17 protein-coding genes are annotated in these 23686 nt (G+C 71.3%); 14 read left to right on the top strand and 3 right to left on the bottom strand.

The features are described from left to right. Window positions 1–179 precede the first annotated feature (179 nt). The 4 genes from recD2 (at window position 180) to ACFW3D_RS02685 (ending at window position 5968) form a co-directional block, all read left to right on the top strand. Complete coding sequence (gene recD2 / locus ACFW3D_RS02700) at window positions 180–2399, top strand: SF1B family DNA helicase RecD2 (RefSeq protein ID WP_500500521.1); 2220 nt, start codon at window positions 180–182, stop codon at window positions 2397–2399. Window positions 2400–2530: 131 nt separating this feature from the next. Further along, window positions 2531–3820, top strand: coding sequence for a citrate synthase (locus ACFW3D_RS02695; RefSeq protein ID WP_500500519.1), 1290 nt, complete (start codon window positions 2531–2533; stop codon window positions 3818–3820). A 425-nt stretch (window positions 3821–4245) separates the two neighbouring features. Then, window positions 4246–4992, top strand: coding sequence for an SDR family NAD(P)-dependent oxidoreductase (locus tag ACFW3D_RS02690; RefSeq protein ID WP_500500517.1), 747 nt, complete (start codon window positions 4246–4248; stop codon window positions 4990–4992). A gap of 220 nt (window positions 4993–5212) precedes the next feature. Further along, window positions 5213–5968 carry a DedA family protein gene (locus ACFW3D_RS02685; RefSeq protein WP_500500515.1) on the top strand — a complete coding sequence of 252 codons (756 nt, stop codon included), beginning with the start codon at window positions 5213–5215 and terminating at the stop codon, window positions 5966–5968. Window positions 5969–6007: 39 nt separating this feature from the next. On the opposite strand, the gene ACFW3D_RS02680 is transcribed toward ACFW3D_RS02685, so the two are convergent. Further along, window positions 6008–6670 (bottom strand): TetR/AcrR family transcriptional regulator, encoded by a 663-nt coding sequence (locus tag ACFW3D_RS02680; protein WP_500500514.1) that lies wholly within the window; start codon window positions 6668–6670, stop codon window positions 6008–6010. 119 nt (window positions 6671–6789) lie between these two features. On the opposite strand from ACFW3D_RS02680, the gene ACFW3D_RS02675 reads away from it, so the two are divergent. Next, window positions 6790–9111, top strand: a complete 2322-nt coding sequence (locus ACFW3D_RS02675; protein WP_500500513.1) for an MMPL family transporter — start codon at window positions 6790–6792, stop codon at window positions 9109–9111. An 18-nt stretch (window positions 9112–9129) separates the two neighbouring features. Here ACFW3D_RS02675 and ACFW3D_RS02670 read toward each other — a convergent pair whose 3' ends face one another. Next, on the bottom strand, window positions 9130–9333 hold the full coding sequence (locus tag ACFW3D_RS02670) for a MarR family transcriptional regulator (protein WP_500500512.1): 204 nt from the start codon (window positions 9331–9333) through the stop codon (window positions 9130–9132). 195 nt (window positions 9334–9528) lie between these two features. Then, window positions 9529–10197 (bottom strand): TetR/AcrR family transcriptional regulator, encoded by a 669-nt coding sequence (locus tag ACFW3D_RS02665; RefSeq protein WP_500500511.1) that lies wholly within the window; start codon window positions 10195–10197, stop codon window positions 9529–9531. A gap of 59 nt (window positions 10198–10256) precedes the next feature. Here ACFW3D_RS02665 and ACFW3D_RS02660 point away from each other — a divergent pair, with 59 nt between their 5' ends. The 9 genes from ACFW3D_RS02660 (at window position 10257) to ACFW3D_RS02620 (ending at window position 23527) form a co-directional block, all read left to right on the top strand. Continuing rightward, on the top strand, window positions 10257–12278 hold the full coding sequence (locus tag ACFW3D_RS02660; protein WP_500500509.1) for a M3 family metallopeptidase: 2022 nt from the start codon (window positions 10257–10259) through the stop codon (window positions 12276–12278). Window positions 12279–12516: 238 nt separating this feature from the next. Continuing rightward, on the top strand, window positions 12517–13035 hold the full coding sequence (locus ACFW3D_RS02655; protein WP_500500507.1) for an FxLYD domain-containing protein: 519 nt from the start codon (window positions 12517–12519) through the stop codon (window positions 13033–13035). Window positions 13036–13890: 855 nt separating this feature from the next. Next, window positions 13891–14301, top strand: a complete 411-nt coding sequence (locus ACFW3D_RS02650) for a hypothetical protein (RefSeq protein WP_500500504.1) — start codon at window positions 13891–13893, stop codon at window positions 14299–14301. Further along, window positions 14298–15332: a phosphate ABC transporter permease subunit PstC gene (gene pstC, locus ACFW3D_RS02645; RefSeq protein ID WP_500500502.1), complete on the top strand. Its 1035-nt coding sequence runs from the start codon at window positions 14298–14300 to the stop codon at window positions 15330–15332. Before ACFW3D_RS02650 ends, pstC begins: the two co-directional genes overlap by 4 nt. A 1-nt stretch (window position 15333) precedes the next feature. Then, a complete protein-coding gene (gene pstA / locus ACFW3D_RS02640; protein WP_500500500.1) occupies window positions 15334–16545 on the top strand; it encodes a phosphate ABC transporter permease PstA in 1212 nt (403 codons plus the stop codon). Window positions 16546–16601: 56 nt separating this feature from the next. Then, window positions 16602–18317: a phosphate ABC transporter substrate-binding protein PstS gene (locus ACFW3D_RS02635; protein WP_500500498.1), complete on the top strand. Its 1716-nt coding sequence runs from the start codon at window positions 16602–16604 to the stop codon at window positions 18315–18317. Further along, on the top strand, window positions 18314–20806 hold the full coding sequence (locus ACFW3D_RS02630) for a hypothetical protein (RefSeq protein WP_500500496.1): 2493 nt from the start codon (window positions 18314–18316) through the stop codon (window positions 20804–20806). The genes ACFW3D_RS02635 and ACFW3D_RS02630 overlap by 4 nt, the downstream gene beginning before the upstream one ends. Before the next feature lie 106 nt (window positions 20807–20912). Next, the gene (locus ACFW3D_RS02625; RefSeq protein WP_500500494.1) at window positions 20913–21896 is read left to right on the top strand and encodes a hypothetical protein; all 984 of its coding nucleotides are present in this window, start codon (window positions 20913–20915) and stop codon (window positions 21894–21896) included. A 56-nt stretch (window positions 21897–21952) separates the two neighbouring features. Continuing rightward, the gene (locus tag ACFW3D_RS02620) at window positions 21953–23527 is read left to right on the top strand and encodes an Ig-like domain-containing protein (protein WP_500500492.1); all 1575 of its coding nucleotides are present in this window, start codon (window positions 21953–21955) and stop codon (window positions 23525–23527) included. Window positions 23528–23686: the final 159 nt, after the last annotated feature.

Here is a 23686-nt window from a genome sequence, read left to right as displayed (position 1 = left end):
CTCGTGGAATCGATTACAAAGAGGATTGGAATCGATTACATGCTCCGAGGCAAGAGCACGAAACCGGATCGTTACATTCCGGGGGCCCGCCGGGCGGAGTTGTCCACAGGCCCAGGCGGCCTGTCGGGGGCGGGCGGTACCGTCGGATCACATCGCAGATCCGGGGAGGTGCCCGCGCCGTGGGGGAGTTGAGACTGGCCGTCGTCGAGGGCGTCCTCGAGCGGATCACGTACGCGAACGAGGAGAACGGGTACACGGTCGCCCGGGTCGACACCGGCCGGGGCGGCGGCGACCTGCTGACCGTGGTCGGCTCGCTGCTGGGCGCCCAGCCGGGGGAGTCGCTGCGGATGGAGGGCCGTTGGGGCTCCCACCCGCAGTACGGCAAGCAGTTCACCGTGGAGAACTACACCACCGTCCTGCCGGCCACGATCCAGGGCATACGGCGCTACCTCGGCTCCGGGCTGATCAAGGGCATCGGCCCGCGCATCGCCGAGCGGATCGTCGAGCACTTCGGCACCGGCACCCTGGAGGTCATCGAGCGGGAGCCGGCCCGGCTGGTGGAGGTCCCGGGGCTGGGTCCCAAGCGCACCAAGCTGATCGGCGCCGCCTGGGAGGAGCAGAAGGCCATCAAGGAGGTCATGGTCTTCCTCCAGGGCGTCGGCGTGTCCACCTCGATCGCGGTGCGGATCTACAAGGAGTACGGCGACTCGTCGATCTCCGTGGTGAAGAACCAGCCCTACCGGCTGGCGGCCGACGTCTGGGGCATCGGCTTCCTCACCGCGGACCGGATCGCGCAGGCCGTCGGCATCCCGCACGACAGCCCCGATCGCGTCAAGGCCGGCCTCCAGTACGCCCTGTCCCAGGCGACCGACAGCGGCAACTGCTTCCTGCCCGAGGAGCAGTTGCTGTCGGACGCCGTGAAACTGCTCCAGGTGGACGCCGGCCTGGTCATCGACTGCCTCGCGGAGCTGGCCGGCGAGGAGGGCGTGGTCGTCGAGCCGGTGCCCGCCCCCGACGGCGGCGGCGACCCGGTGCGCGCGGTGTACCTGGTGCCCTTCCACCGGGCGGAGATCTCCCTGGCCGGTTCGCTGCTGCGGCTGCTGCGTGGCACGGAGGACCGCATGCCCGCCTTCCACGACGTGGACTGGGACAAGGCGCTGACCTGGCTCGCCGGACGGACGGGCGCCGACCTCGCCCCCGAGCAGCAGCAGGCGGTGCGGCTGGCGCTCACCGAGAAGGTCGCCGTGCTGACCGGCGGCCCGGGCTGCGGGAAGTCCTTCACGGTCAAGTCCGTGGTGGCTCTGGCGCAGGCGAAGAAGGCCAAGGTCGTGCTGGCCGCGCCCACGGGGCGGGCGGCCAAGCGGCTGGCGGAGCTGACCGGGGCCGAGGCCTCGACGGTCCACCGGCTGCTGGAGCTCAAGCCGGGCGGTGACGCCGCGTACGACCGGGACCGCCCCCTCGACGCCGATCTGGTCGTCGTCGACGAGGCCTCGATGCTCGACCTGCTGCTGGCGAACAAGCTGGTCAAGGCCGTGCCGCCGGGGGCCCACCTGCTCTTCGTCGGCGACGTGGACCAGCTGCCCAGCGTCGGCGCCGGCGAGGTGCTGCGCGATCTGCTGGCCGAGGGCGGCCCGGTCCCGTCGGTCCGGCTGACCCGGATCTTTCGGCAGGCCCAGGAGTCCGGGGTGGTGACCAACGCGCACCGGATCAACTCCGGAGCGCACCCGGTCACCCAGGGGCTGGACGACTTCTTCCTCTTCGTGGAGGAGGACGGCGAGGAGACGGCCCGGCTCACGGTGGACGTGGCGGCCCGCCGCATCCCGCGCCGGTTCGGCCTCGACCCCCGCCGTGACGTGCAGGTGCTCGCCCCCATGCACCGCGGCCCCGCGGGCGCCGGCGTGCTGAACGGGCTGCTGCAGCAGGCGGTCACCCCGGCCCGCCCCGACCTGCCGGAGCGGCGCTTCGGCGGCCGGACCTTCCGGGTCGGCGACAAGGTGACACAGATCAGGAACAACTATGAAAAAGGCGCCAACGGCGTCTTCAATGGAACCGTGGGGGTCGTCACCTCCCTGGACACCGTGGAGCAGCGGCTCACCGTACTGACCGACGAGGACGAGGAGATTCCTTACGACTTCGACGAGCTGGACGAGCTGGCGCACGCCTACGCGGTGACGATCCACCGGTCCCAGGGCAGCGAATATCCCGCCGTGGTGATCCCTGTCACCACGGGGGCGTGGATGATGCTCCAGCGGAACCTGCTCTATACCGCCGTTACCCGGGCAAAGCGATTGGTCGTGCTCGTGGGTTCGCGCAGAGCGATCGGCCAGGCGGTCCGTACCGTCTCCGCAGGCAGGCGCTTCACGGCCCTCGACCACCGGCTGGCGCGCGCGGCAAAATAGGCACTGGGTGCCATCATTTGGCTCCTCTGCCGACCCCGAGTGCACGTGGTCACGCCAAATGGGGGACAGTAGGGGTAGTCAGGGCACCTACAAACCTCGAAGAAGAGGCACGACGTCGGTGAGGGAATGACGTGAGCGACAACTCTGTAGTACTGCGGTACGGGGACAGCGAGTACAGCTACCCGTTGATCGAGGGCACCGTTGGGGACAACGGCTTCGACATCGGCAAGCTGCGCGCCGACACCGGCCTGGTCACCCTGGACAGCGGCTACGGCAACACCGCGGCCTACAAGTCCGCGATCACCTACCTCGACGGCGAGCAGGGAATCCTCCGCTACCGCGGTTACCCCATCGAGCAGATCGCCGAGCGCGGCACCTTCCTGGAGACCGCATACCTTCTGATCAACGGTGAGCTCCCCACCGTCGACGAGCTCGCCGCCTTCCGCGGCGACATCACGCAGCACACGCTCCTCCACGAGGACGTCAAACGGTTCTTCCAGGGCTTCCCGCGGGACGCCCACCCGATGGCGATGCTGTCCTCCGTGGTCAGCGCGCTGTCGACCTTCTACCAGGACAGCCACAACCCGTTCGACGAGAAGCAGCGCTACCTGTCGACGATCCGGCTCATCGCCAAGCTGCCGACGATCGCGGCGTACGCCTACAAGAAGTCGGTCGGCCACCCCTTCGTCTACCCGCGCAACGACCTCGGCTACGTCGAGAACTTCCTGCGCATGACCTTCGCCGTGCCCGCCGAGGAGTACGAGCTCAACCCGGTCGTCGTCGACGCCCTGGACAAGCTCCTCATCCTCCACGCGGACCACGAGCAGAACTGCTCCACCTCCACCGTCCGCCTGGTCGGCTCCTCGCAGGCCAACCTCTTCGCGTCGATCTCCGCCGGCATCAACGCCCTGTGGGGCCCGCTGCACGGCGGCGCCAACCAGAGCGTGCTGGAGATGCTGGAGGCCATCCAGGCCGACGGCGGCGACGTGGACGCCTTCATCCGCAAGGTGAAGAACAAGGAGGACGGCGTCCGCCTGATGGGCTTCGGCCACCGCGTCTACAAGAGCTTCGACCCCCGGGCGAAGATCATCAAGGCCGCCGCCCACGACGTGCTCTCCGCGCTCGGCAAGTCCGACGAGCTGCTGGACATCGCGCTGAAGCTCGAGGAGCACGCCCTCAGCGACGACTACTTCGTCTCGCGCAACCTGTACCCGAACGTCGACTTCTACACCGGCCTGATCTACCGGGCCATGGGCTTCCCGACCACGATGTTCACGGTGCTCTTCGCGCTCGGCCGGCTCCCCGGCTGGATCGCCCAGTGGCACGAGATGATCACCGAGCCGGGTTCCCGGATCGGCCGTCCGCGCCAGGTCTACACGGGCGTCGTCGAGCGGGACTACGTCCCGGTCGAGGCCCGCTGACGCGAGCGCCCCTCCGCAAAGAGAAACGCCCCGCGCCGAATCCCCCCACGGGTTCGGCACGGGGCGCTCCCGTTTCCCGGAGCGGATCCCCCCACGGGTCCGTACCGGGCGTTCTTTGGGTGCGCTCGCCCAGCCGGGACCAGCCACCCGGGAGGGCCGCTCAAAGCTCTCCGGGCAGTTCGCCCCGGCATGGCGACCGGGCTGTCCCCCAAAGACAACCCGCTCATCATCTCACCGAGTCCGCCGGGAGCCCGGTGTCTTCGCCGGGTTAGACCCCCTCGTAAACCAAAAGGTTACGTTCCAGCCAGTGTGATCTCGGTCATGGCTACGCATCTCCTACGTCATCCGCATCATGACGGACCCCCGTGTCGGTCGCGCGGCCGGGGTCCCGTAACGTGCTGTCCCTCCTCGAGGGGCGGAGCGTGATGTCGCAGAACGCAAGTGTGGGTCGGCACGTCGTGGTGACCGGCGGGGGAACGGGCATCGGCCGGTCGGTGGCCACCCTCTTCGCCGAGGCCGGCGACCATGTGACCATCGTCGGCCGGCGCCGCGACGTGCTGCGCGCCACCGCCGACGAGCTGCGTTCCCGGCATGGCTACGACGTCACCCCGGTCGCCTGCGACCTCGCCGACCCCGACGACGTGGAGGCGACCCTCGCGCGGCTGCCCCGGCGCATCGACGTGCTGGTCAACAACGCGGGCAGCCGTGAACTCGCGATCGGGGCCGGCCCGCACGGGGTGCTGGCCCGCTGGCGCGGCGACTTCGAGCGCAACGTTCTGACCGCCGTCCTGGTGACCGAATCCGTACGTGACCGGCTTCCCGAGGGCGGCCGGGTCATCACCGTCACCTCGGTGGCCGCGTTGCGCGGCGGGGGCTCCTACGGGGCCTCCAAGGCCGCCCTGCACGCCTGGAACCACTCCCTGGCGGCCCAGCTCGGTCCGCGCGGGGTGACCTGCAACATCGTCGCCCCGGGCACCGTGGCGGGCACCGAGTTCTTCGGCGCCCGGCTCGACGCCGCCGAGCAGACCCGCAGGGCCGGCCGGACCCTGGTCGGCCGGGTCGGGCGGCCCGAGGACGTCGCCTCCGCGGTGGTCTTCCTCGCCTCCCCCGAGGCCGGTTTCATCACCGGGGAGATCCTGCAGTGCAACGGCGGCGAGCTGCTCGGCCGCTGAGCCGCCGGACGCCCGGGCCGAGGGGGAGTACCCCGGGCGTACTCCCCGCGCCACAGCCGGACCCACCGGCCCCGTACCTGAGGATGAGGTGCCCCCGGGAAAACCCTGGGAATGCCCCGATCCCGGTGAAATCGCCTTGCCCCCTCCGTCGCGGCCCTGCCAGCGTGGAGGGCCTGGGACGGGCAGGGGGACGGGCCGGGGCGGGAAGAGGGGCGGCCGCATGGACGTTGCACGGATCGTGTCGGCCCTCGACTTCACCGCGGGCCTCGAGGGGTACCTGCGGGACGGCCACGTCTTCTGGGCGTACGCGGTGCTCGCTGCCACCACCGCGCCTCCCCTGGTGCCCAACGCGGCACTGCTGGTCACCGGGGGCGTGCTCGCCGCCCAAGGGCGGCTGTCCATCGCGCTCGTCCTGCTGGTCGTCGCCGGCAGCGCCCTCGCGGGGGACCTGCTGATCCACCGCACGGGCCGGGCCGTCAGCGGCCGGGTGCTGACCAGGCTCTACCGGCGGCCGCGCCGACGTGCGCTGCTGGAATGGGCCAGCGCCCGGATAGAGCGCCATGGCGTGCCCTTCGTCGTCGCCGTCCGCTTCCTGCCCAGCGGGCGGGTCGTGGGCGGTCTCTCGGCGGGCATCGTGCGCTATCCGGCCCGCCGCTACCTGCTCGGTGCGGGTGTGGCCGAGGCGGTCTGGGCCACGTACTCGGTGGGCCTGGGCTACTTCGGGGGCCTCGCCATGTCCAACTCGCTGTACGCCGTCGCGCTGGGCCTCGGCGTCTCGCTGGCCGTGGCCGGAATCGGCAGCGTGGCGCAGATGCTCTCCCGGCGCCGCTCGGCCCGCGCGGTCACGGCGCCGCCCGGACGGGTGGTGGCCTCCGGCGGCGCCGCGCCGACGGGGACGACGGACGGACCGGAGGGGGACGGCGGGCAGGCGGCGACCGGGCGGGGGGAGACGGCGGGCCGGGCGGTGCGGCGCTGAGGCGGGCCGCCGGGGAGCGGGGTCGCGCCGGGCGCGGTCTCAGGAGACGGCGGCTGAGGCCTTGCCGGCTTCCGTGAGGTCGACGGCCCCGGTGCCGACGTGCGGGGCGAGGTAGCCGTAGAGAGCCGCCTTGACCTCGCCGACGTACGCCTCCCGCTCGGCGCCCTCGTGCGCCAGGACCAGGGCCAGGCCGGCCTTGAACAGGCCGAAGGCCATCGCGGCCACCCGCGCCCGTTCGGCGGCCGACAGTGCGGGGGCGCGCAGTCCGAGCAGGTTCTCCACGCGCTCCAGCAGGGAGCTGTGCAGAGCGTCGTGCTCCATGACGACCGTGCCGGGGATGTCGCTGTCGTGGACCAGGGCGAGGAAGGCGGGGTTCTGGCAGTTGAACTCGATCATCGGGTCGACGATCACCTCGAGCATCTCGCGCAGCGGCAGCGAGGCGTTCTCGGGGGTGAACAGCTCCCCGTGCCCCTCGTGCATCCGCTGGTTGAGGATGCCGCCCAGCTCGATGGCGATGGCCTCCTTGTTCGGGAAGAACTGGTAGAGCGTGCCGGGGGACACGCCCGCCTCGCGGGCGATCGCGTTCGTGGTGGCAGCGGTGTAGCCGACCTTGCAGAACACTCCGGCCGCCGCCTCCAGCAGCTGCGCCACGCGCCGTTCGCCGCGGGCCTGCCGGCGTCGAGGCTTCTGCTCCTCAGGCACGTGTAATCCCCAATCACTTTTGACAAACGCGAGTGACCGCTCGCATTCTGAAGAAACGCGAGTGACTGCTCGTGTTCGCCATTTTACGGCGGTTCCTCAGGGGAGGGGACACCTCTGCCATGTCCGATGTCAACCGTGAGCGTCCGCCACGGGGCTGGACCCGGGCGATGACCGCCCGTCCACGCCTCACCCTGATGCTGGCGCTGCTGTTCACCGCCCTGGCCGTGGTCGCGGGCAGCGGCGTGGGCGACCGGCTGCGCAGCGGCGGCTGGGAAGCCCCCGGCTCGGAGTCGGCCTACGCGGCCGAGGCGCTGGACCGGTACTTCCCGGATGCGCAGCCCAATCTGATCCTCCTCGTCGACGGACGCGGCGCCGGTGTCGACTCCGCGGAGGTGGCGGCCGAGGGACGGGAGCTCGGTCGCCGGCTCGCGGCGGACAAGGACGTCACCGGCGTCACCTCGTACTGGACGACCCGGGCGCCCGCGCTGCGCGCCGAGGACGGCCGTGAGGCCGTGATCGCCGCGCGGATCGGGGGGGACGACGACGCCGTCGCCGCGGCGGTCGAGCGCATCGCCCCCGAGTACCGGGGCAGGCACGGCGCGGTGGAGGTCGAGGTCGGGGGCATGGCCGCCTTCCGGCACGAACTGCAGACCACGATCCAGGAGGACCTGGCCCGTGCGGAACTCATCGCCCTGCCGGTCACCCTCCTGCTGCTGGTCATGGTGTTCGGCAGCGCCGTCGCGGCCGTACTGCCCCTGGGCGTCGGCATCGTGGCGATCCTGGGGACCAACGCCGTGCTGCGGGGTCTTACGGCGTTCACGGACGTCTCGATCTTCGCCCAGAACCTCACCACGGCACTCGGCCTCGGACTCGCCATCGACTACGCCCTGTTCGTCGTCCGGCGCTTCCGGGAGGAACTGGACACCGGTGCCGATCCGCTGACCGCCGTGGGCGCCACGCTGCGCACGGCAGGTCGCACGGTGCTCTTCTCGGCCCTCACCGTGGCCGCCGCGCTCTCCGCGATGTTCCTCTTCCCGCAGTACTTCCTGCGCTCGTTCGCCTACGCGGGCATCGCCGTGGTGCTGCTCGCGGCCGCCGCGGCGCTGGTGATCCTGCCGGCCGCGCTGGTGCTGCTCGGCCACCGGGTCAACTCTTTGGACCTGCGCGGCGTCCTGCCGCGCCGGCGGAAGGGTGCGGCCGGGCGGGAGCCGGGCGCGGGCTACGCACGGCTCGCGCGGCTGGTGATGCGCCGCGCCCCGCTGTTCGCGATCGGTACGGTCGCCGGGCTGGTCCTGCTCGGGCTGCCCTTCCTCCAGGTGCAGTTCGGCACCGCCGACGACCGCCAACTGCCGGCGACGGCCGAGGCGCACGTCGTACAGCAGCACATACGCGACGGCTTCCCCGGCAACCCGGGTGGTGAGATCAGCGTGCTCGCCGAGGGCCGCCCCACCACGGCGCAACTCGGCGATTACAGCAGCAGACTGTCCGCGCTGCCCGGAGTGGTCGTCGTCGACGGCCCGGCCGGCCAGTACGCACAGGGCAGGCGGACCGCGGCGCCCGGCCCGGCCGAGGCGGCCAGGGTCAGCGACGGCGCGGCGTACCTGACCGTGATGCCCGAGGCGGAGTCCGTGGACGAGGCGAGCCAGGACCTGGTCGGCGGGATCAGGGCGGTCGAGGCCCCGTTCCAGGCCTCGGTCACCGGCACCGCGGCCCAACTGGTAGACACCAAGGAGGTCATAGCCGACCGCCTCCCCTGGGCGGCCGCCCTGATCGTCGCGGTGACCTTGCTGCTGGTCTTCCTCCTCACCGGCAGCGCGGTCATCCCGCTGCAGGCCGTGCTGCTCAACGCGCTGAGCCTGACCGCCATGTTCGGTGCGGTGGTGTGGGTGTTCCAGGACGGCCACCTGTCCGGTCTGCTCGACTTCACCGCGACGGGGAGCATCGAGACGACGCTGCCGGTGCTGATGTTCTGCGTCGCCTTCGGTCTCTCGATGGACTACGGCGTCTTCCTCCTGTCACGCATCAAGGAGGAGCACGACCGCACCGGCGACCACCGTGCGGCGGTCGTCTTCGGGGTGCGCCGCACCGGCGGCCTCATCACGGCGGCCGCGGTGATCCTCGCGGTGGTGATGGTGGCCATCGGCACCTCCCGGATCGCCAACACCAAGATGCTGGGCCTGGGGATCGCGCTCGCCGTCCTCATGGACGCGATGGTGGTGCGCACCCTGCTCGTGCCCGCCGTGATGCGGCTGACCGGGCGGGCCACGTGGTGGGCGCCGCGACCGCTGAAGGCGCTGCACGACCGGTTCGGGCTCAGCGAGGGCGGGGACCCCGGCAGGGCCCCCGTGGGGGAGGAGCCCGTACCCGACCCGAACCCCGACCCGCATCCGGAGCCGAGCCCGGAGCCGGACCTGGATCCGGAGCCGGCCCGCTCGGGCTGAGTGGCGGCGGGGCCGACGTCAGTCGAACTCCCGGCGCCCGCGGTTCCCCGGGCGCCGGGAACTCCACAGACGGACAGTGTCCGCGTACCAGAACGGCTTGCCGCCCTCCACGACGTCGGGGGGCGGCAAGTGCCCGTGCTTGCGGTACGAGCGCACGGTGTCGACCTGCACCCGGATGTGAGCGGCGATCTCGGCGTACGACCAGAGGGTCCGGTCCGTCATCTCCCACGCACCTCCCATGCGCCGGCCTCGGGGGGTGGCCGGCCTCGCCGGGACAACGACATGCGATCAGGGGCGGATGGGGCTGTTGATCATCTGTGACGCGAAGCCCGCGTAACGGTGACAAACGTGGCGGAGGCATGACCGGCCTCCCCGATTGTCGGAGAAGCCGTCTGTCTGCGGAACGCCGGCCGCTCCTCAGTCCGCGAAACGGACCGGCAGCAGGGGGACTTCCGCTGCGGCCGCCGCCCCGTCGGCCGCCGCCCGGAGGCGGTCGAGGATGGCGGTGCCCGCCCGGGCGTATGCCCCGGCGTCGTCGAAGAGCACGGACCGCAGGTTGCCGTGGTCCATCAGCGCGATCAGTTCGAAGGCCAGCAGCGGGACGTCGGTGTCCGCGCGCAGCTGCCCTGCCCGCCGGGCCTTCTCGAGGGTGATCTCGACGTAGGTGGTCCACTCCAGCCGGGCCTGGGCGACCGCGTCGCGCACCGGCCCGCTGCGCGCGCCGAACTCCGCCGACACCGCGAGGAGAAAGCAGCCGCCCGGGAACACCCGCCGCCGTGAGTGGTCCAGCCACGACTCGCACAGCCGCCACACCCGCGCCGGCCCCGCCGGCAGCTCCCGCGAGGGTCCCACCACCTGCCGGATGTACACCTCACGGGCCGCCCGCACCGTGGCGAGCTGCAGCTCCTCCTTCGACCCGAACAGGGCGAACACCCCGCTCTTGCTGAGTCCGAGTTCGGTCGCCAGCCGGCCCAGGGACAGCCCTTCCAGACCCTCGACCGAGGCGAGCGCCATGGTGCGGTCCAGCACCAGGCGGCGGGTCTGGTTGCCGCGCTCCACGCGGCCGTCCGTACGCGTAGCTGCCATCCGGGCATCCTAGGGAAGGCCGCGTCCGGGTGGCAGGCACCGGGCGTAAGGTCGGTGGCGTGACCTCGACGAATCCCTTCCTCAGCCCGAGCCCCCTCCCGTACGAGCTGCCGCCGTTCGCGGACATCCGCGAGGAGCACTACCTTCCCGCCTTCGAGCAGGGGATGGCCGAGCAGCTCGCCGAGACCGAGGCCGTCGCCGCGAACCCCGAGCCACCGGGCTTCGAGAACACGATCGTCGCCCTGGAGCGCTCCGGGGACCTGCTGGACCGCGTGTCGAAGGTCTTCTTCAACCGCGCGAGCGCCGACACCGGGCCGGCCATCCAGGAGATCGAGGCCAGGATCAACCCGGCCCTCGCCGCCCACGCCGACGCCATCCACCTGAACCCCGCCCTCTACGCCCGCGTCAAGGCGCTGCACGGGAGCCGCGCGGAACTCGGCCTGGACGCGGAGGCGCTGCGGCTGCTGGAGCGCTACCACACCCGCTTCGTCCGGGCGGGCGCCGAGCTCAGCGAGGAGGGCCGCGACCGGCTGCGGGAGCTCAACGCGCAGATCGCGGAGGCCTCCACGGCCTTCGAGCAGAACCTGTTCGCCGACACCAAGGCCGCCGCCCTGGTTCTCGACAGCGCCGACGAGCTGTCCGGCCTGTCCTCCGACGCCGTCGCCTCGGCGGCCGCCAACGCCACCGCCCTCGGCCACGAAGGCAAGTACGTCCTCAGCCTGAAGAACTTCTCCAACCAGTCCGAGCTGGCCTCGCTCGACGACCGCGCCCTGCGCGAGCGCCTGCTGGCCGCATCGCTCGGCCGCGGCCTGACCTCCAACCGCGAACTCACCGCACGGCTCGCCCGGCTGCGGGCCGAGCGGGCCGCCCTGCTCGGCTACGAGAACCACGCCGCGTACGTCGTCGCCGACCAGACCGCCGGCACCCCCGAGGCGGTGACCACCCTGCTCGCCCGGCTCGTGCCGGCCGCGGTCGCCAACGCCGAGCGCGAGGCCGCCGCCCTGGCCGCTGCCTCCGGGCTGGAGGACTTCTCCGCCTGGGACTGGACGTACTGGTCGGAGAAGGTCCGCAAGGCGGAGTACGACATCGACACCGCCGCCATGCGCCCCTACTTCGAGCTGGACCGGGTCCTGCGCGACGGGGTCTTCCACGCCGCCGGCCAGGTCTACGGACTGAGCTTCACCGAGCGCACCGACCTCGCCGGCTACCACCCCGACGTCCGGGTCTTCGAGGTCTTCAACGCCGACGGCTCGCCCCTCGGCCTCTACCTCGGCGACTTCTTCGCCCGCGCCTCCAAGCGCGGCGGCGCCTGGATGAACAGCCTGGTCGACCAGTCCGCGCTCTACGGCCGCAAGCCCGTCGTGGTCAACAACCTCAACGTCGCCAAGCCCGCCGCCGGCGAGCCCGCGCTGCTCACCTACGACGAGGTCAACACCCTCTTCCACGAGTTCGGGCACGCCCTGCACGGCCTGTTCTCCGACGTCCGCCACCCCTTCTTCTCCGGCACCGCCGTCCCGCGCGACTTCGTCGAGTACCCCTCCCAGGTCAACGAGATGTGGGTGACCTGGCCGGAGGTGCTGGCCCACTACGCCCGCCACCACGAGACCGGCGAGCCCATGCCCGCCGGGCTGGTGTCCCGGATGGAGGCCGCGGAGCGCTTCGGGCAGGGCTTCCGCACGGTGGAGTACCTTGCGGCGGCCGTCCTGGACTGGGCCTGGCACACCATCCCGGCCGGTCACGACCCCGGCGACGCGGAGGAGTTCGAGGCCGCAGCGCTGAAGGAGGCCGGGCTCGCGCTGCCCGCGATCCCGCCGCGCTACCGCAGCACCTACTTCGCGCACATCTTCGCCCACGGCTACAGCGCCGGGTACTACTCGTACATCTGGAGCGAGGTGCTCGACGCCGACACCGTGGAGTGGTTCAAGGAGAACGGCGGCATGCGGCGTGAGAACGGCGACACCTTCCGCCGTGAACTGCTCTCCCGGGGCGGCAGCGTCGACCCGATGGCCGCGTTCGAGGGCTTCCGGGGCCGGGCGCCGCACATCGAGCCGCTGCTGGCGCGCCGCGGTCTGACCGGCTGAGCCGTCCGGGCCCGTCCGCGGGCCGGAGGGGGCGTCCGTACCGTCGTACGGACGCCCTCCGCCCAGTCGTTGACGGGCGAGGCGTGGTCTTACGAACCCGATCGGACCCCTGGCGCAGACTTATCAGGAATGATCTATACCGGATCGGTCACAGCCACATTACAGACAGCTCTTGTCTCTGCGCGCATGGTGAAGCTCTGTCACGGTGTCTTCACAACCGAGCCTCAGGGGGTTCACCATGTCTCAGCCGTCGCACACGTCGCCACCGGGTCAGTACCCACCGCCTCAGGAACCGGACTGGAGCCGGCCGCCGAAGAAGTCGGGCGCGGGGAAGATCATCGGTTTCGGGATCGTCGCCATCGTTGTCGTCGTCGGCGGCAGCATCGCCTTCGCCCTCAAGACCGGGGACGACAAGGGCGGTTCGGGGGGTGACTCCTCGACCGTCACGGCGTCCCCGGCGGAGAACGGCGCCCAGAAGGCGGCCCTGGGGGACGCGAAGATCACCTCGTGCGGCCTCAACGCCTTCAGCAAGTGGCCCAGTGTCGAGTTGACCATCACCAACCACAGTTCGCAGACCTCCGACTACCAGGTGCGCGTCGAGTTCGTGGACGCCGGCGGGGAGCACCTCGCCCAGACCGTCGCCAACGCGACGGACCTGGCCGCCGGGGACTCGATCGAGACCAGCGCCCAGGGGTCCGAGCCGCAATCCGGCGAGATCTCGTGCAAGGTCACCGAGGTGCTGCGCAAGGCGGGTTGACCCCCCGCCTGCCCTGCCGGCCGCCGGGGTGAGCACGCGGCGTGATCCGCCGCCCCTCCGGCGCCGGAGGCTCCGGTTCGCCTTCCGGATCCCGCGGTGCGGGGCCGCGGGATCCGTCCTCGCCTCGCCGGGGTCGCCGTCGCGTGGGCGGAGGTCGGATTCCGTGAAGGTTCCGCCAAGGGCGCGAGATCGTCCAAGCCCCTCCGAAATGGCGGAAAAACGCCAGGGCCGGCCGGTGGTCCGGGACCGATCCCGCCCATCTCGCCGGTTCGGTCCCGTCGCATTGGGGCGCAGTGGGCGGAAGGTCCGTGTACGTGCACCCACCACGGACCCGGTTTCGGGTGCGGAGTGTCACCGATGCCCTGATCCCGATTACCTTGCGTGGACCTGCACGTCTCGTTCATCTCCTCTCCGTTCGGCCTTCACTCTTCCTTGAGCGCAGCCCCCTCATGGGCCGCGACTGTCAGTGCCGCCTGGGGTCGCATTTCGGCCTGGGGCACAACGGCGCGAAGGGGAGGGAGGTCGGCCGCCATGGTCCGGCCACGCGTTCTGTACATGTCGGCTCACAGTGATGGCAGGTCCCTGCCACAGACCTCGTCGCCCGCGCGACCGCGGAACCCGGAGGATCCCGGGCCTTCCCCGGAAGGCTCGTCGCGAACGGCGAGACCCGGCGGAGGAGGCGTACCCGACGGCCAGTACCGCCGGGGCCGTGACGACCGGGGCGACCGGGGTGACCGGGGTGCCCGTCCGGGGGCATCCGCCGCCGCGGTCGGCTGGCGGCTGGTCGGCGCCAACAACCGGGAACTGGGCCGCAGTGCGGGTACCTACGCCTCCCTCGCGGAGTGCCAGGCCGCCGTGCTGCTGCTCCGCGAGCACATCGCTCAGGTCCGGGCGCAGCTGTCCATGGCCCAAGCGGGCGGCACCTGGACGTGGCGCGTCGAACTCGGCGGCAGGGACGTCGCCGTGTCCGGGCGGACGTACCACCGCCTGCGCGAGTGCCAGCAGAACCTCGGTCTCTTCCTGGCGGCGGTCCCGGTCGCCGAGATGACCGAGGGAACGGCCAACCGCCCGCGGCTGCGCGGTCTGCGCGCCTCGTCGCCCGCGCGGTCTACGCGAGAAGAACCGGAGGAACCCCGTGGTGGGCGCCCCCGGTGGAACCCCGCCGTCCAGGCCGCGTCCGCCGCACCCGTCGCGTCCGCCGTGACAGCGGCACCCGCCGCACCCGCTGCAACCGCCGGTTCCCGGATCGGGGCGGTGGCGCGATGAACTCCCTCGTTCCCGGTCTCACCAGTACGGAGCCCGGCCCCGGCCCCGCCGTCGACGACGCGCCCCGCGACATCCGCTCGTCCCCCGAGCCGGCGGACCGCGCGTTCCGCCTCGTCGCCCGCGGCAGCGGTGCCATGGTGCTCGCGATCATGCTGCTGGTCGGCTTCTTCCTCACCTACCGCGCCTGGGAGGCGCTGAGCGTCGCCGGCTTCTCGTTCCTCACCACCACTGCCTGGGAGCCCGACTCCCACCACTTCGGCATCGCGGCGGTGCTCACCGGCACGGTGCTGATCGGCGTGGTCGCCATCTGCTTCGCCCTGCCGCTGGCGCTCGGCACGGCGCTGTACATCTCCGAGTACGCCCCGCGGCGGCTGAAGCGGTTCCTGGTCAGCCTCGTCGACCTCATGGCGGCGGTGCCGAGCGTGGTCTACGGCCTGTGGGGGGCGTTCTTCCTGCAGGGGCACGTCGTCGGGCTCTCCCGCTGGATCTCCACGTACTTCGGCTGGATCCCGATCTTCAAGGTGAACGGGGCCGAGCCCGACAACCCGCTCGCGAGCATGACCGTCTACACGTCCTCGACCTTCATCGCCGCCATGGTCGTGGCGCTCATGGTCACCCCGATCGCCTGCTCGGTCATGCGTGAGGCGTTCTCCCAGGCGCCGCCCGGCGAACGCGAGGGCGCGTTCGCCCTCGGCGCCACCAAGTGGGGGATGATCCGCTCCGTCGTCCTGCCCTTCGGGCTGGGCGGCGTGATCGGCGGGACGATGCTCGGCCTCGGCCGGGCACTGGGCGAGACCATCGCGGTCTACATGATCATCTCGCCGGTGTTCGAGATCCAGCCGCACATCCTGCAGAACGGCGCCATCTCCGTGTCGTCGCTGATCGCCCTTCGCTACGGATCCGCGAGCGAACTCGGCATGTCCGCCCTCATGGCCGCGGGCCTCGCCCTCTTCGTCATGACCCTCATCGTCAACTTCATCGCCTCCTCGATCGTGGCGCGCAGCCGCTCGGGCGCGGGGGCGGAGGCCTGAAATGACCGATCTCCTCAAGACAACGCGGACGACGACGCCGATCCGCGAGGACGACGCGGGGCCGGAGGCGCGCCGCAACACCTCGCCCGTGACGGCGGAGGACCGGCTGGCGCTGGCCGGCGCACTGACCGGTTCCGTGGCCCTGACGTTCGTGCTGTTCGGCTGGATCGCCCCGTTCGACTCGCCGCTGGGCTTCGTGGTCGTCGCCTACGTCCTGTTCATCGGCCTGTACGCGGTGCTGGTCTCCCTCGACCAGAACCGCGTCGCGGTGCGCGACCGGGTCGCCGCCGTGATCTGGCAGAGCCTGGCGACGCTGCTCCTGCTGGCCCTGCTCTTCGTGGTCGGGTACGCCCTGTACCGCGGCAGACCCGCGCTGACGCATCTCAACTTCTTCACCCGCAACATGGGGGGCACGGGACCTCTGGCACCGCTCAGCGAGGGCGGTGTGCTGCACGCGATGGTCGGCACCCTGGAGCAGATCGGCATCGCGCTGGCGATCACCGTGCCGCTCGGCCTGATGTGCGCGGTCTTCCTCAACGAGGTTCCGGGCGCCTACGCCCGCTTCGTACGGACCGTCGTCGAGGCGATGACGGCGCTGCCGTCGATCGTGGCCGGCCTGTTCATCTACGCCACGCTGATCCTCATCCTCCACTTCGAGAAGTCCGGCCTCGCCGCCGGGCTCGCACTGAGCGTGATGATGCTGCCCATCATCATCCGCGCGGCCGACGTGGTCATCCGGCTGGTGCCGGGCTCCCTGCGCGAGGCCTCCTACGCACTCGGTTCGGGGCAGTGGCGCACGATCTGGACCGTGGTGCTGCCGACCTCCCGCTCCGGGCTCACGACCGCGGTCATCCTGGGCACCGCCCGGGGCATCGGTGAGACCTCCCCGGTGCTGCTCACCGCCGGAGCCAACCCCTCGCTCAACGCCGACCCGCTGAGCGGTCCTCAGGTCTCGCTGCCGCTGGCCACCTTCCAGTTGGTGGCCTCTCCCCAGCCCAACATGATCGCCCGCGGGTTCGGATGCGCCGCGCTGCTGATGGCGCTCGTGCTGCTGCTGTTCCTGCTGGCCCGCGTCCTCGGCGGCCGCGGCCCGGGCGAGCTGTCCCGGGGCCAGCAGCACCGGCGGGTGCTGGCCTCCCGCCGTGACGTGGAGCGCCTGAGCCGCCGTCAGGAGCCGTGCGCGCAGGCGGCGGCAACCGGGACCCAGCCGTGACCGTCCACCCCGCCCGCACGCAGGGCACCGACCGCACCGATCAGGAGTCACCCGTCATGCCCGGAGCACGTCCGGCATCATCCGAACGTCCCCGCGTCAGAGTCCTGACCGCTCTCGCCGTGATGCTGGCGGCGCTGCTGTTCGGCGCCTCGCTGCCGGTCGCCGAGCAGGCGGCCGCGGCGACGTACGTCCCGATCGCGGGCGCCGGTTCCACATGGAGCCAGAACGCCATGGACCAGTGGACGGCCAACGTCCAGATGTACAACATGAAGGTCACCTACAACGGGACCGGCTCCTCCGACGGCCGCAACCAGTTCCGCAACGGCACCGTCGACTTCGCCGTCTCCGAGATCCCCTACGGCATCAAGGACTCGGGTGTCGTCGACACCCCGCCGCGCCGCAAGTACGCGTACATGCCGATCGTGGCCGGCGGCACCTCGTTCATGTACAACCTCAAGATCGGCAACAAGCAGGTGACCAACCTGCGGCTGTCCGGCGAGGTCATCACCAAGATCTTCACCGGTGTCATCAAGACCTGGAACGACCCGGCGATCAAGAAGGACAACCCGGCGCTCGCGGCGTCGCTGCCCGCACGTCCGGTCATCCCGGTGGTCCGTTCGGACGGCTCCGGCACCACCGCGCAGTTCACGACCTGGATGGCCAGGCAGTACGGCGGGCTGTGGGACGACTACTGCCGCAAGGCCGGCCGTGCGACGCCGTGCGGCACGACGTCCATCTACCCCAAGATCTCCGGATCGCCCACCGTCGCCCAGGCGGGCTCCAACGGCGTCTCCGGCTACGTCGCCGCGCAGCGCAACGTCGGCACGATCACCTACGTCGAGTACTCCTACGCGAAGGTCACCACGCACTTCCCGGTCGTCAAGGTGCTCAACAAGGCGGGCTACTACGTCGAGCCGACCGACAAGAACGTGGCGGTGGCGCTGCTGAAGGCGCAGATCGACGACAAGACGCTCACCCAGAAGCTGGACGGCGTCTACAACGACACCGACCGCCGGACGTATCCGCTGTCCAGCTACAGCTACATGATCATTCCCACCAAGGCCGAGAACAACTTCAGTGAGCTGAAGGGCAGGACCCTCGGCGCGTTCGCGTACTACTTCCTGTGCGAAGGCCAGAAGAGCGTCGGCAAACTCGGGTTCTCCCCACTGCCGATCAACCTGGTGAAGGCCGGTCTCGACCAGGTGCGCCGCATCCCCGGGGTGGACGTCGAGTCGATCGACGTCAAGAAGTGCCAGAACCCGACCTTCTCCACCGACGGCACCAACACCCTCGCCAAGAAGGCGCCCTACCCTGCGGACTGCGACAAGCAGGGAAGCCGCCAGTGCGCCACGGGCACCGGCGGCAACACGACGTCGACCGTCGTGCGGGGCGGCTCCGGTTCGTCGGGCGGCTCGGGCTCGGGCGGTTCCGGCAGCGGTACGTCCGGCGCCTTGTCCGGCGGCACGTCCGGCAGCGGGGCCGGTTCCTCCACGGGCGCGACCGGCGGGAGCGCGGACGGCACGGCGTCGGGCGGTACGGGCGCCTCGCCCTCGGTCGACCCCGACACGGGACAGGTGGTCACCGACGGCGGCTCGACGGGCACCTCCGGTGGCGACGACGGCGCGTACTCCATGCCGGTCACCACCGCCGGCAGCATCGGCGGCGGCACGCGCCGTGCCCTGATGGTGCTCGCCGCGGTGCTGCTGCTCGCGCTGCCGGTCGCGCCGCCGATGCTCACGTCGCTGCTGAACACCAAGCGGAGGCGGTCGTGATCCCCTCGCGCCTTCGCCGGACGGCGCACCGCGCCGTACTCGTCGCCTGCGCCCTGGTGATGGCCGCGGCGGCCGCGCCGGCCACCGTCTCGCAGGCCGATTCCGGCTCCGCGATGACCGTGTCCGGCAAGGGGGACTTCGCCGGCCTCAAGGTGACCGTCGACCAGACCAGCAGCCTGGTCAACCAGGTCGTGAAGATCACCTGGAAGGGCGCGGCCCCCACCGTCGACGACAGCAAGTACCCCGCCGACTACCTGCAGATCATGCAGTGCTGGGGCGACGACCCCTCGGGGCCGCGCCCCGAGCAGTGCCAGTTCGGCGGTTCGGCCGACCTCGGCGCGGGCACGGGCGGGCAGGCCGCCGGAGCCTGGACCAACACCCGGCAGCTCAGCTACGGAGGCCTCAAGGACCCCGCGCAGACACTGCCGGCGCCCGCTCCGGGCAGCAACATCTCGTTCGCGCCCTTCCGCGCCGTGAGCGGGGACGTGTTCGACAAGGGCAACACCAACGAGTTCTTCGACTCGAACACCACCAACGAGGTGCCCTACGCGCGCAGCGGCTCCAACGGCACCGGGGAGGTGTACTTCGAGGTCCAGACCGCGGCGGAGGCCCCCGGTCTCGGCTGCGGCGACGTCCCGAAGGGGCGGACGGGCGCGCGTTCGTGCTGGCTCGTCGTCGTTCCCCGGGGTGAGACGGAGGTCGACGGGACCTCGTACCGTTCGCAGTCGGACGGGCTGCTCCAGTCCTCCCCGCTGTCGGCGACCAACTGGAAGGAGCGCCTGGTCTTCCCGCTGCGCTTCGAGCGCGCCGGCACCTACTGCCCGATCGGGGCCGCCGAGCGTCCCACTCTCGGCACCGAGATGGCCGCCGAGGCCGTGCACCGCTGGCAGCCCACCCTCTGCCAGACCGGCAACAAGACCATCTACGGCTTCGCGCAGGCCGGCGACGTCGGCGCTCGTGAGAACCTGACCACGGACGAGCCGGGCATGGTGTTCCTCAACCACGCGGCGGATCCGGCCACCCTGCCCCCGGACACCAAGCCCGTCTACGCGCCGGTGACCCTGTCCGGGCTGACCCTCGGCTTCTTCATCGAGAGCCACGCGGCGTCCTCCGCCTCCGAGGAGGTCCGCGCACGCAACGGCAACCGGCTGACCTCGCTCAACCTCACCCCGCGACTGGTCGCCAAACTGCTCACCGAGTCGTACCAGGACGGCAATTCACGCTTCGCCGAGAGCACCGGGAAGAACCCGTACAACCTGGGGCACGACCCGGAGTTCATCAAGTACAACCCCACGTACGAGGACCTGGACTTCCTCGGCGCCCTCGGCGACGCGCTGGTGCCGCAGCCGCTCTCCGACGCGGCCTCGCAGCTGTGGAGCTGGATCGACAGCGACCCCGCCGCGCGGGAGTTCCTCGACGGCACGCCCGACAACGAGGGCAGCCACGGCGATCCGGGCTTCTCGGGGATGACCGTCAACCCGAACTACAAGGACCTGGACCTGCCCGTCGACGGCTTCCCCAAGAGCGACCCGTACTGCCAGCAGTTCCCGGACCACCCGGACCAGCCGCTGTGCATCCTGGACAAGCACCCCTACGCGACCGACATGAAGAACGCGGCCCGCTCCGCCGCCCGCGGCGACACGCTGGCCCGCGGCAACTGGGACCCGACGAGCCGGCCGCCCGCCTACAAGAAGGATCCCCCGCAGCCGGCGGGCAGGCGGGCCATCCTCGCGGTGACCGACACCGCGACCGCGCGGCGGTACGGACTGGTGACGGCGAAGCTGCAGAACGCCGCCGGCGCCTTCGTGGCGCCCACCGAAGCGACCATGCTCTCCGCGCAGAAGGCCATGAAGCCGGGCCCGGTGAGCGGGGTCCTGGTGAGCAACCCCAAGGCCGCGGCCAAGGACGCCTACCCGCTCACGCTCCTCACCTACGCCGCCACCGTCCCGGAGAGGCTCAGCAAGCAGGAGGGCCGGGACTACGCCGCGCTGCTGCGGTACGCGGTCGGCAAGGGCCAGGCGCCCGGAGTGACCGCGGGCACCCTCCCGGAGGGCTACGCCCCGCTGCCGACGTCGCTGCGCAAGCAGGCCGAGTCCGCCGCCGAGGCCATCGTGTCCCGGTCGGGCCCCTCCGCGCCCGAGGAGGGGGAGGGCGGCGAGCACACGTCGGCCGGGACGGGCGGCGGTTCGGGCGACGGTGGCGGCGGGCTGACCGCCGGCACGCCGGAGTCCGCCACGCCGTCCCCGTCGGACTCGCCGGGCACCCAGGCCTCCACGGCGCCGCCGGTTCCGGTGGCCGCCGAAGGCCCGCTGTCGCGCACGCCCGAGTGGGCGCTGGGCGCCGTGCGCTACGTCCTCATGATCGCCCTGGTCGCCGGGCTCGTCGCGGCCGTCTGCGGCCCCCTCCTGCCGAGGGTGGTGCCGCGGCTCGCGGCAGGTCTCCGGACCTGGCGTGCCAAGGGCACGTCCGGCCGAGAGCAGAGGGGGTGATGCCCGAACCCGAGACCACGACAGGTCCGCGCCAACGAACTGTCTGAAACAACCGTGCCGGGCACCACCCGGCGCAAGCCTATCCGAGAGGTAAACGCAAGTGAACATGCGCAAGTTCGCAGTGGCCGTCATCGGCGCCGCCGGCCTGCTCACCGGTACCGTCTGCGGCAGCGTCGCCGTCGCCGACCCGTCCGGTGCCCCGGCCTTCCGCCAGCTGTCCGGTGTGGGCTCCGACACCACCCAGGACGTCATGAACGGCATGGCCCAGTCGATCACGATCGGCGGCCAGAAGGTCATCGGCTCCTACGACGCCACCGGTTCGGCGAAGATCACCACCAAGAGCGGCACGACCTGCACCATGGACCGCCCGAACGGCTCGGGTGCCGGCCGCAACGCGCTGGTCGCCTCCCTTCAGGCGGGCGACAACTGCCTCGACTTCGCCCGTTCGTCCAGCCTCAGCCTGGGCGCCGTGGACCCCGACCTCACCTACGTCCCGTTCGCCGTGGACGGCGTGACCTACGCGATCACCGGCTCCAGCCAGATCCCGCGCAAGCTCACCCTGAACGACCTGAAGCAGATCTACACCTGCAACAAGGACTACGTGGGCACCGCTCCGAACTTCACCATGACCGCGTACCTCCCGCAGGCGGGCTCCGGCACGCGCAACTTCTGGGAGTCCACCGTCGGCATCTCGGACACCGACGTGAAGAACGGCATCTACCCCTGCATCAAGGACACCAAGGGCGGCAACCCCGTGCAGGAGCACGACGGCCGCGTCCTCGACGACAAGTCGATCGTGCCGTTCTCCATCGCCCAGTACAGCTCGCAGGCCACGCAGACCATCGCCGACCTGCGCGGCAAGGCGGTCCTCGGCACCATCGACGGCATCGCGCCGACCGTGCTGAACGGCAACTTCGGTGTGAAGCGCGACGTCTACAACGTGATCCCGAGCAGCAAGGTCGGCACCGCGCCGTGGAGCACGGTCTTCGTCGGCCCGAACTCGCTGATCTGCCAGAAGACCGACGTGATCAACACCTACGGCTTCGCCGCCAACGCCAACTGCGGCGACACCAGCAAGCAGACCCCCTGATCCACGCCCTGTTGTTTCCGTCACTTTCGCAACCTCCGAAGAGGGAGAGCACGACAGTGTTCAAGAACAAGCTCCCGCGGGCCCTGGCGGGCGGTCTCGCGAGCCTGGTCGCCGCCTGCGCGGCGGGCCTGATAGCGGCCCCGGCCGCGCACGCCGCCGAGATCGGCGGCCTGAGCTTCAACCCGGCCACCGGCACCGACACCACGGGCATCGCGCTCACCACGACGGACGTCTGCCCGGACGAGGCGACCAACGTCATCGTGTCCGTGACCGGTTCGGGCTTCCCGGCCGAGGGGCAGACCGTCGTCGGCAACGCGTCGAAGGACATCTACCCGATCTCCGGTGACGGCGGGATGGTCATCCCGCTGACGCAGACCATGCGCGACTACGCCAAGGACGCCGGCTTCAACGAGCTGAAGGGCGAGTACGCCTTCAAGGTCACCTGCCGGCTGGCCTTCGGCTCCTCGAACTTCGGCGACTTCACCGGTTCGATCTGGTTCACGTCCAACGAGACGTACCAGAACACCGACCCGAGCGTGAAGACCGACACCGCCACCGCCCTCGCGGTCTCCCCGGCCAGCCCGGTCACCCAGGGCGAGACCGTGACGCTGACCGCCAACGTGACCCCGGCTGCCGCCGAGGGCAAGGTGCAGTTCAAGGACAACGGCACCGCGCTCGGCTCCCCGGTCGCCGTCTCCGCCGGCACCGCGGTCCTCACCACCAACGCCCTGGCCGCGGGCGACCACGACCTGACCGCCGAGTTCACCCCGACCGGCGCCGCCTACAACCCGTCCGCCTCCACCGCGGTGGCGTACAAGGTGAACGCCCCGCAGGCGACGGCGACGACGACCTCGCTGGCCATCTCGCCGTCCGACACCACGCCGCAGTTCAGCCCGGTCACCATGAACGCCACGGTCACCCCCGCCGCAGCGGCCGGTTCCGTGAAGTTCCAGGACTCCGTGGGCGGCACCACCACCACGCTGGCCACCGTCCCCGTCTCGGGCGGCCAGGCCTCCTACACCACCAGCAGCCTGGCGAAGGGCGAGCACAGCTTCTCCGCGACCTTCGTCCCGGCGAACAGCGCTGCCTACACCGGCTCCGACTCCGGCGCGGTCCCGTACCTGATCGGTGACTTCGCGGGCGTCTCCGCCTCGCAGGACATCACCACCACCGTCGAGTCCGGCGCCCTGGTCATCAGCGTCGACAACCCGCACGTCACGCTGCCGTCGCCGGTGCTGAACGCCGACGGCGACCTGCTGAGCACCGCGGGCGACATCAACACCGTCACCCTGACCGACACCCGCGCCGGCAACCCCGGCTGGAGCGTCAGCGGCCAGGTGACCGACTTCTCCGACGGCGGCACGCACGCCATCAACGGCCAGAACCTGGGCTGGACGCCGAACGTGGTCGACCACGCCCCGGCGCAGACCGTCACCGCCGGCTCCGCGGTCTCCGCGGCGCAGGGCGTCACCGCCGGCGACGCCGGCCAGGACGGTCTGAAGTCCTCCCGCTCCCTCGCCACCGGTACCGGCCTCGGTACCGCGCACCTGGGTGCGGACCTCGCGCTGAACGTGCCGACCTCGACCGTGGCCGGCACCTACACCGCGACGCTCACCCTGACGGCCATCTGAGCCGGCGGACGGCCTGAGGGGCGGTCACGCCCCGGGGCCGGCCCGGGGCGGGGCGGGGGGGGCCCCCCCCCCCCCCCCCCCCGGCCCCCCCCCACCCCCCCACCCCCCCCCCCCCCCCCCCCACCCCCCCCCCCCCCCCCCCCCCCCCCCCCCCACCGC

It is taken from the genome of Streptomyces sp. NPDC058864, assembly GCF_042742985.1.
Lineage (GTDB): Bacteria > Actinomycetota > Actinomycetes > Streptomycetales > Streptomycetaceae > Actinacidiphila.
Note: the sequence above shows the minus strand (reverse complement) of the source record. Positions and strands in the feature narration are given on the sequence as shown.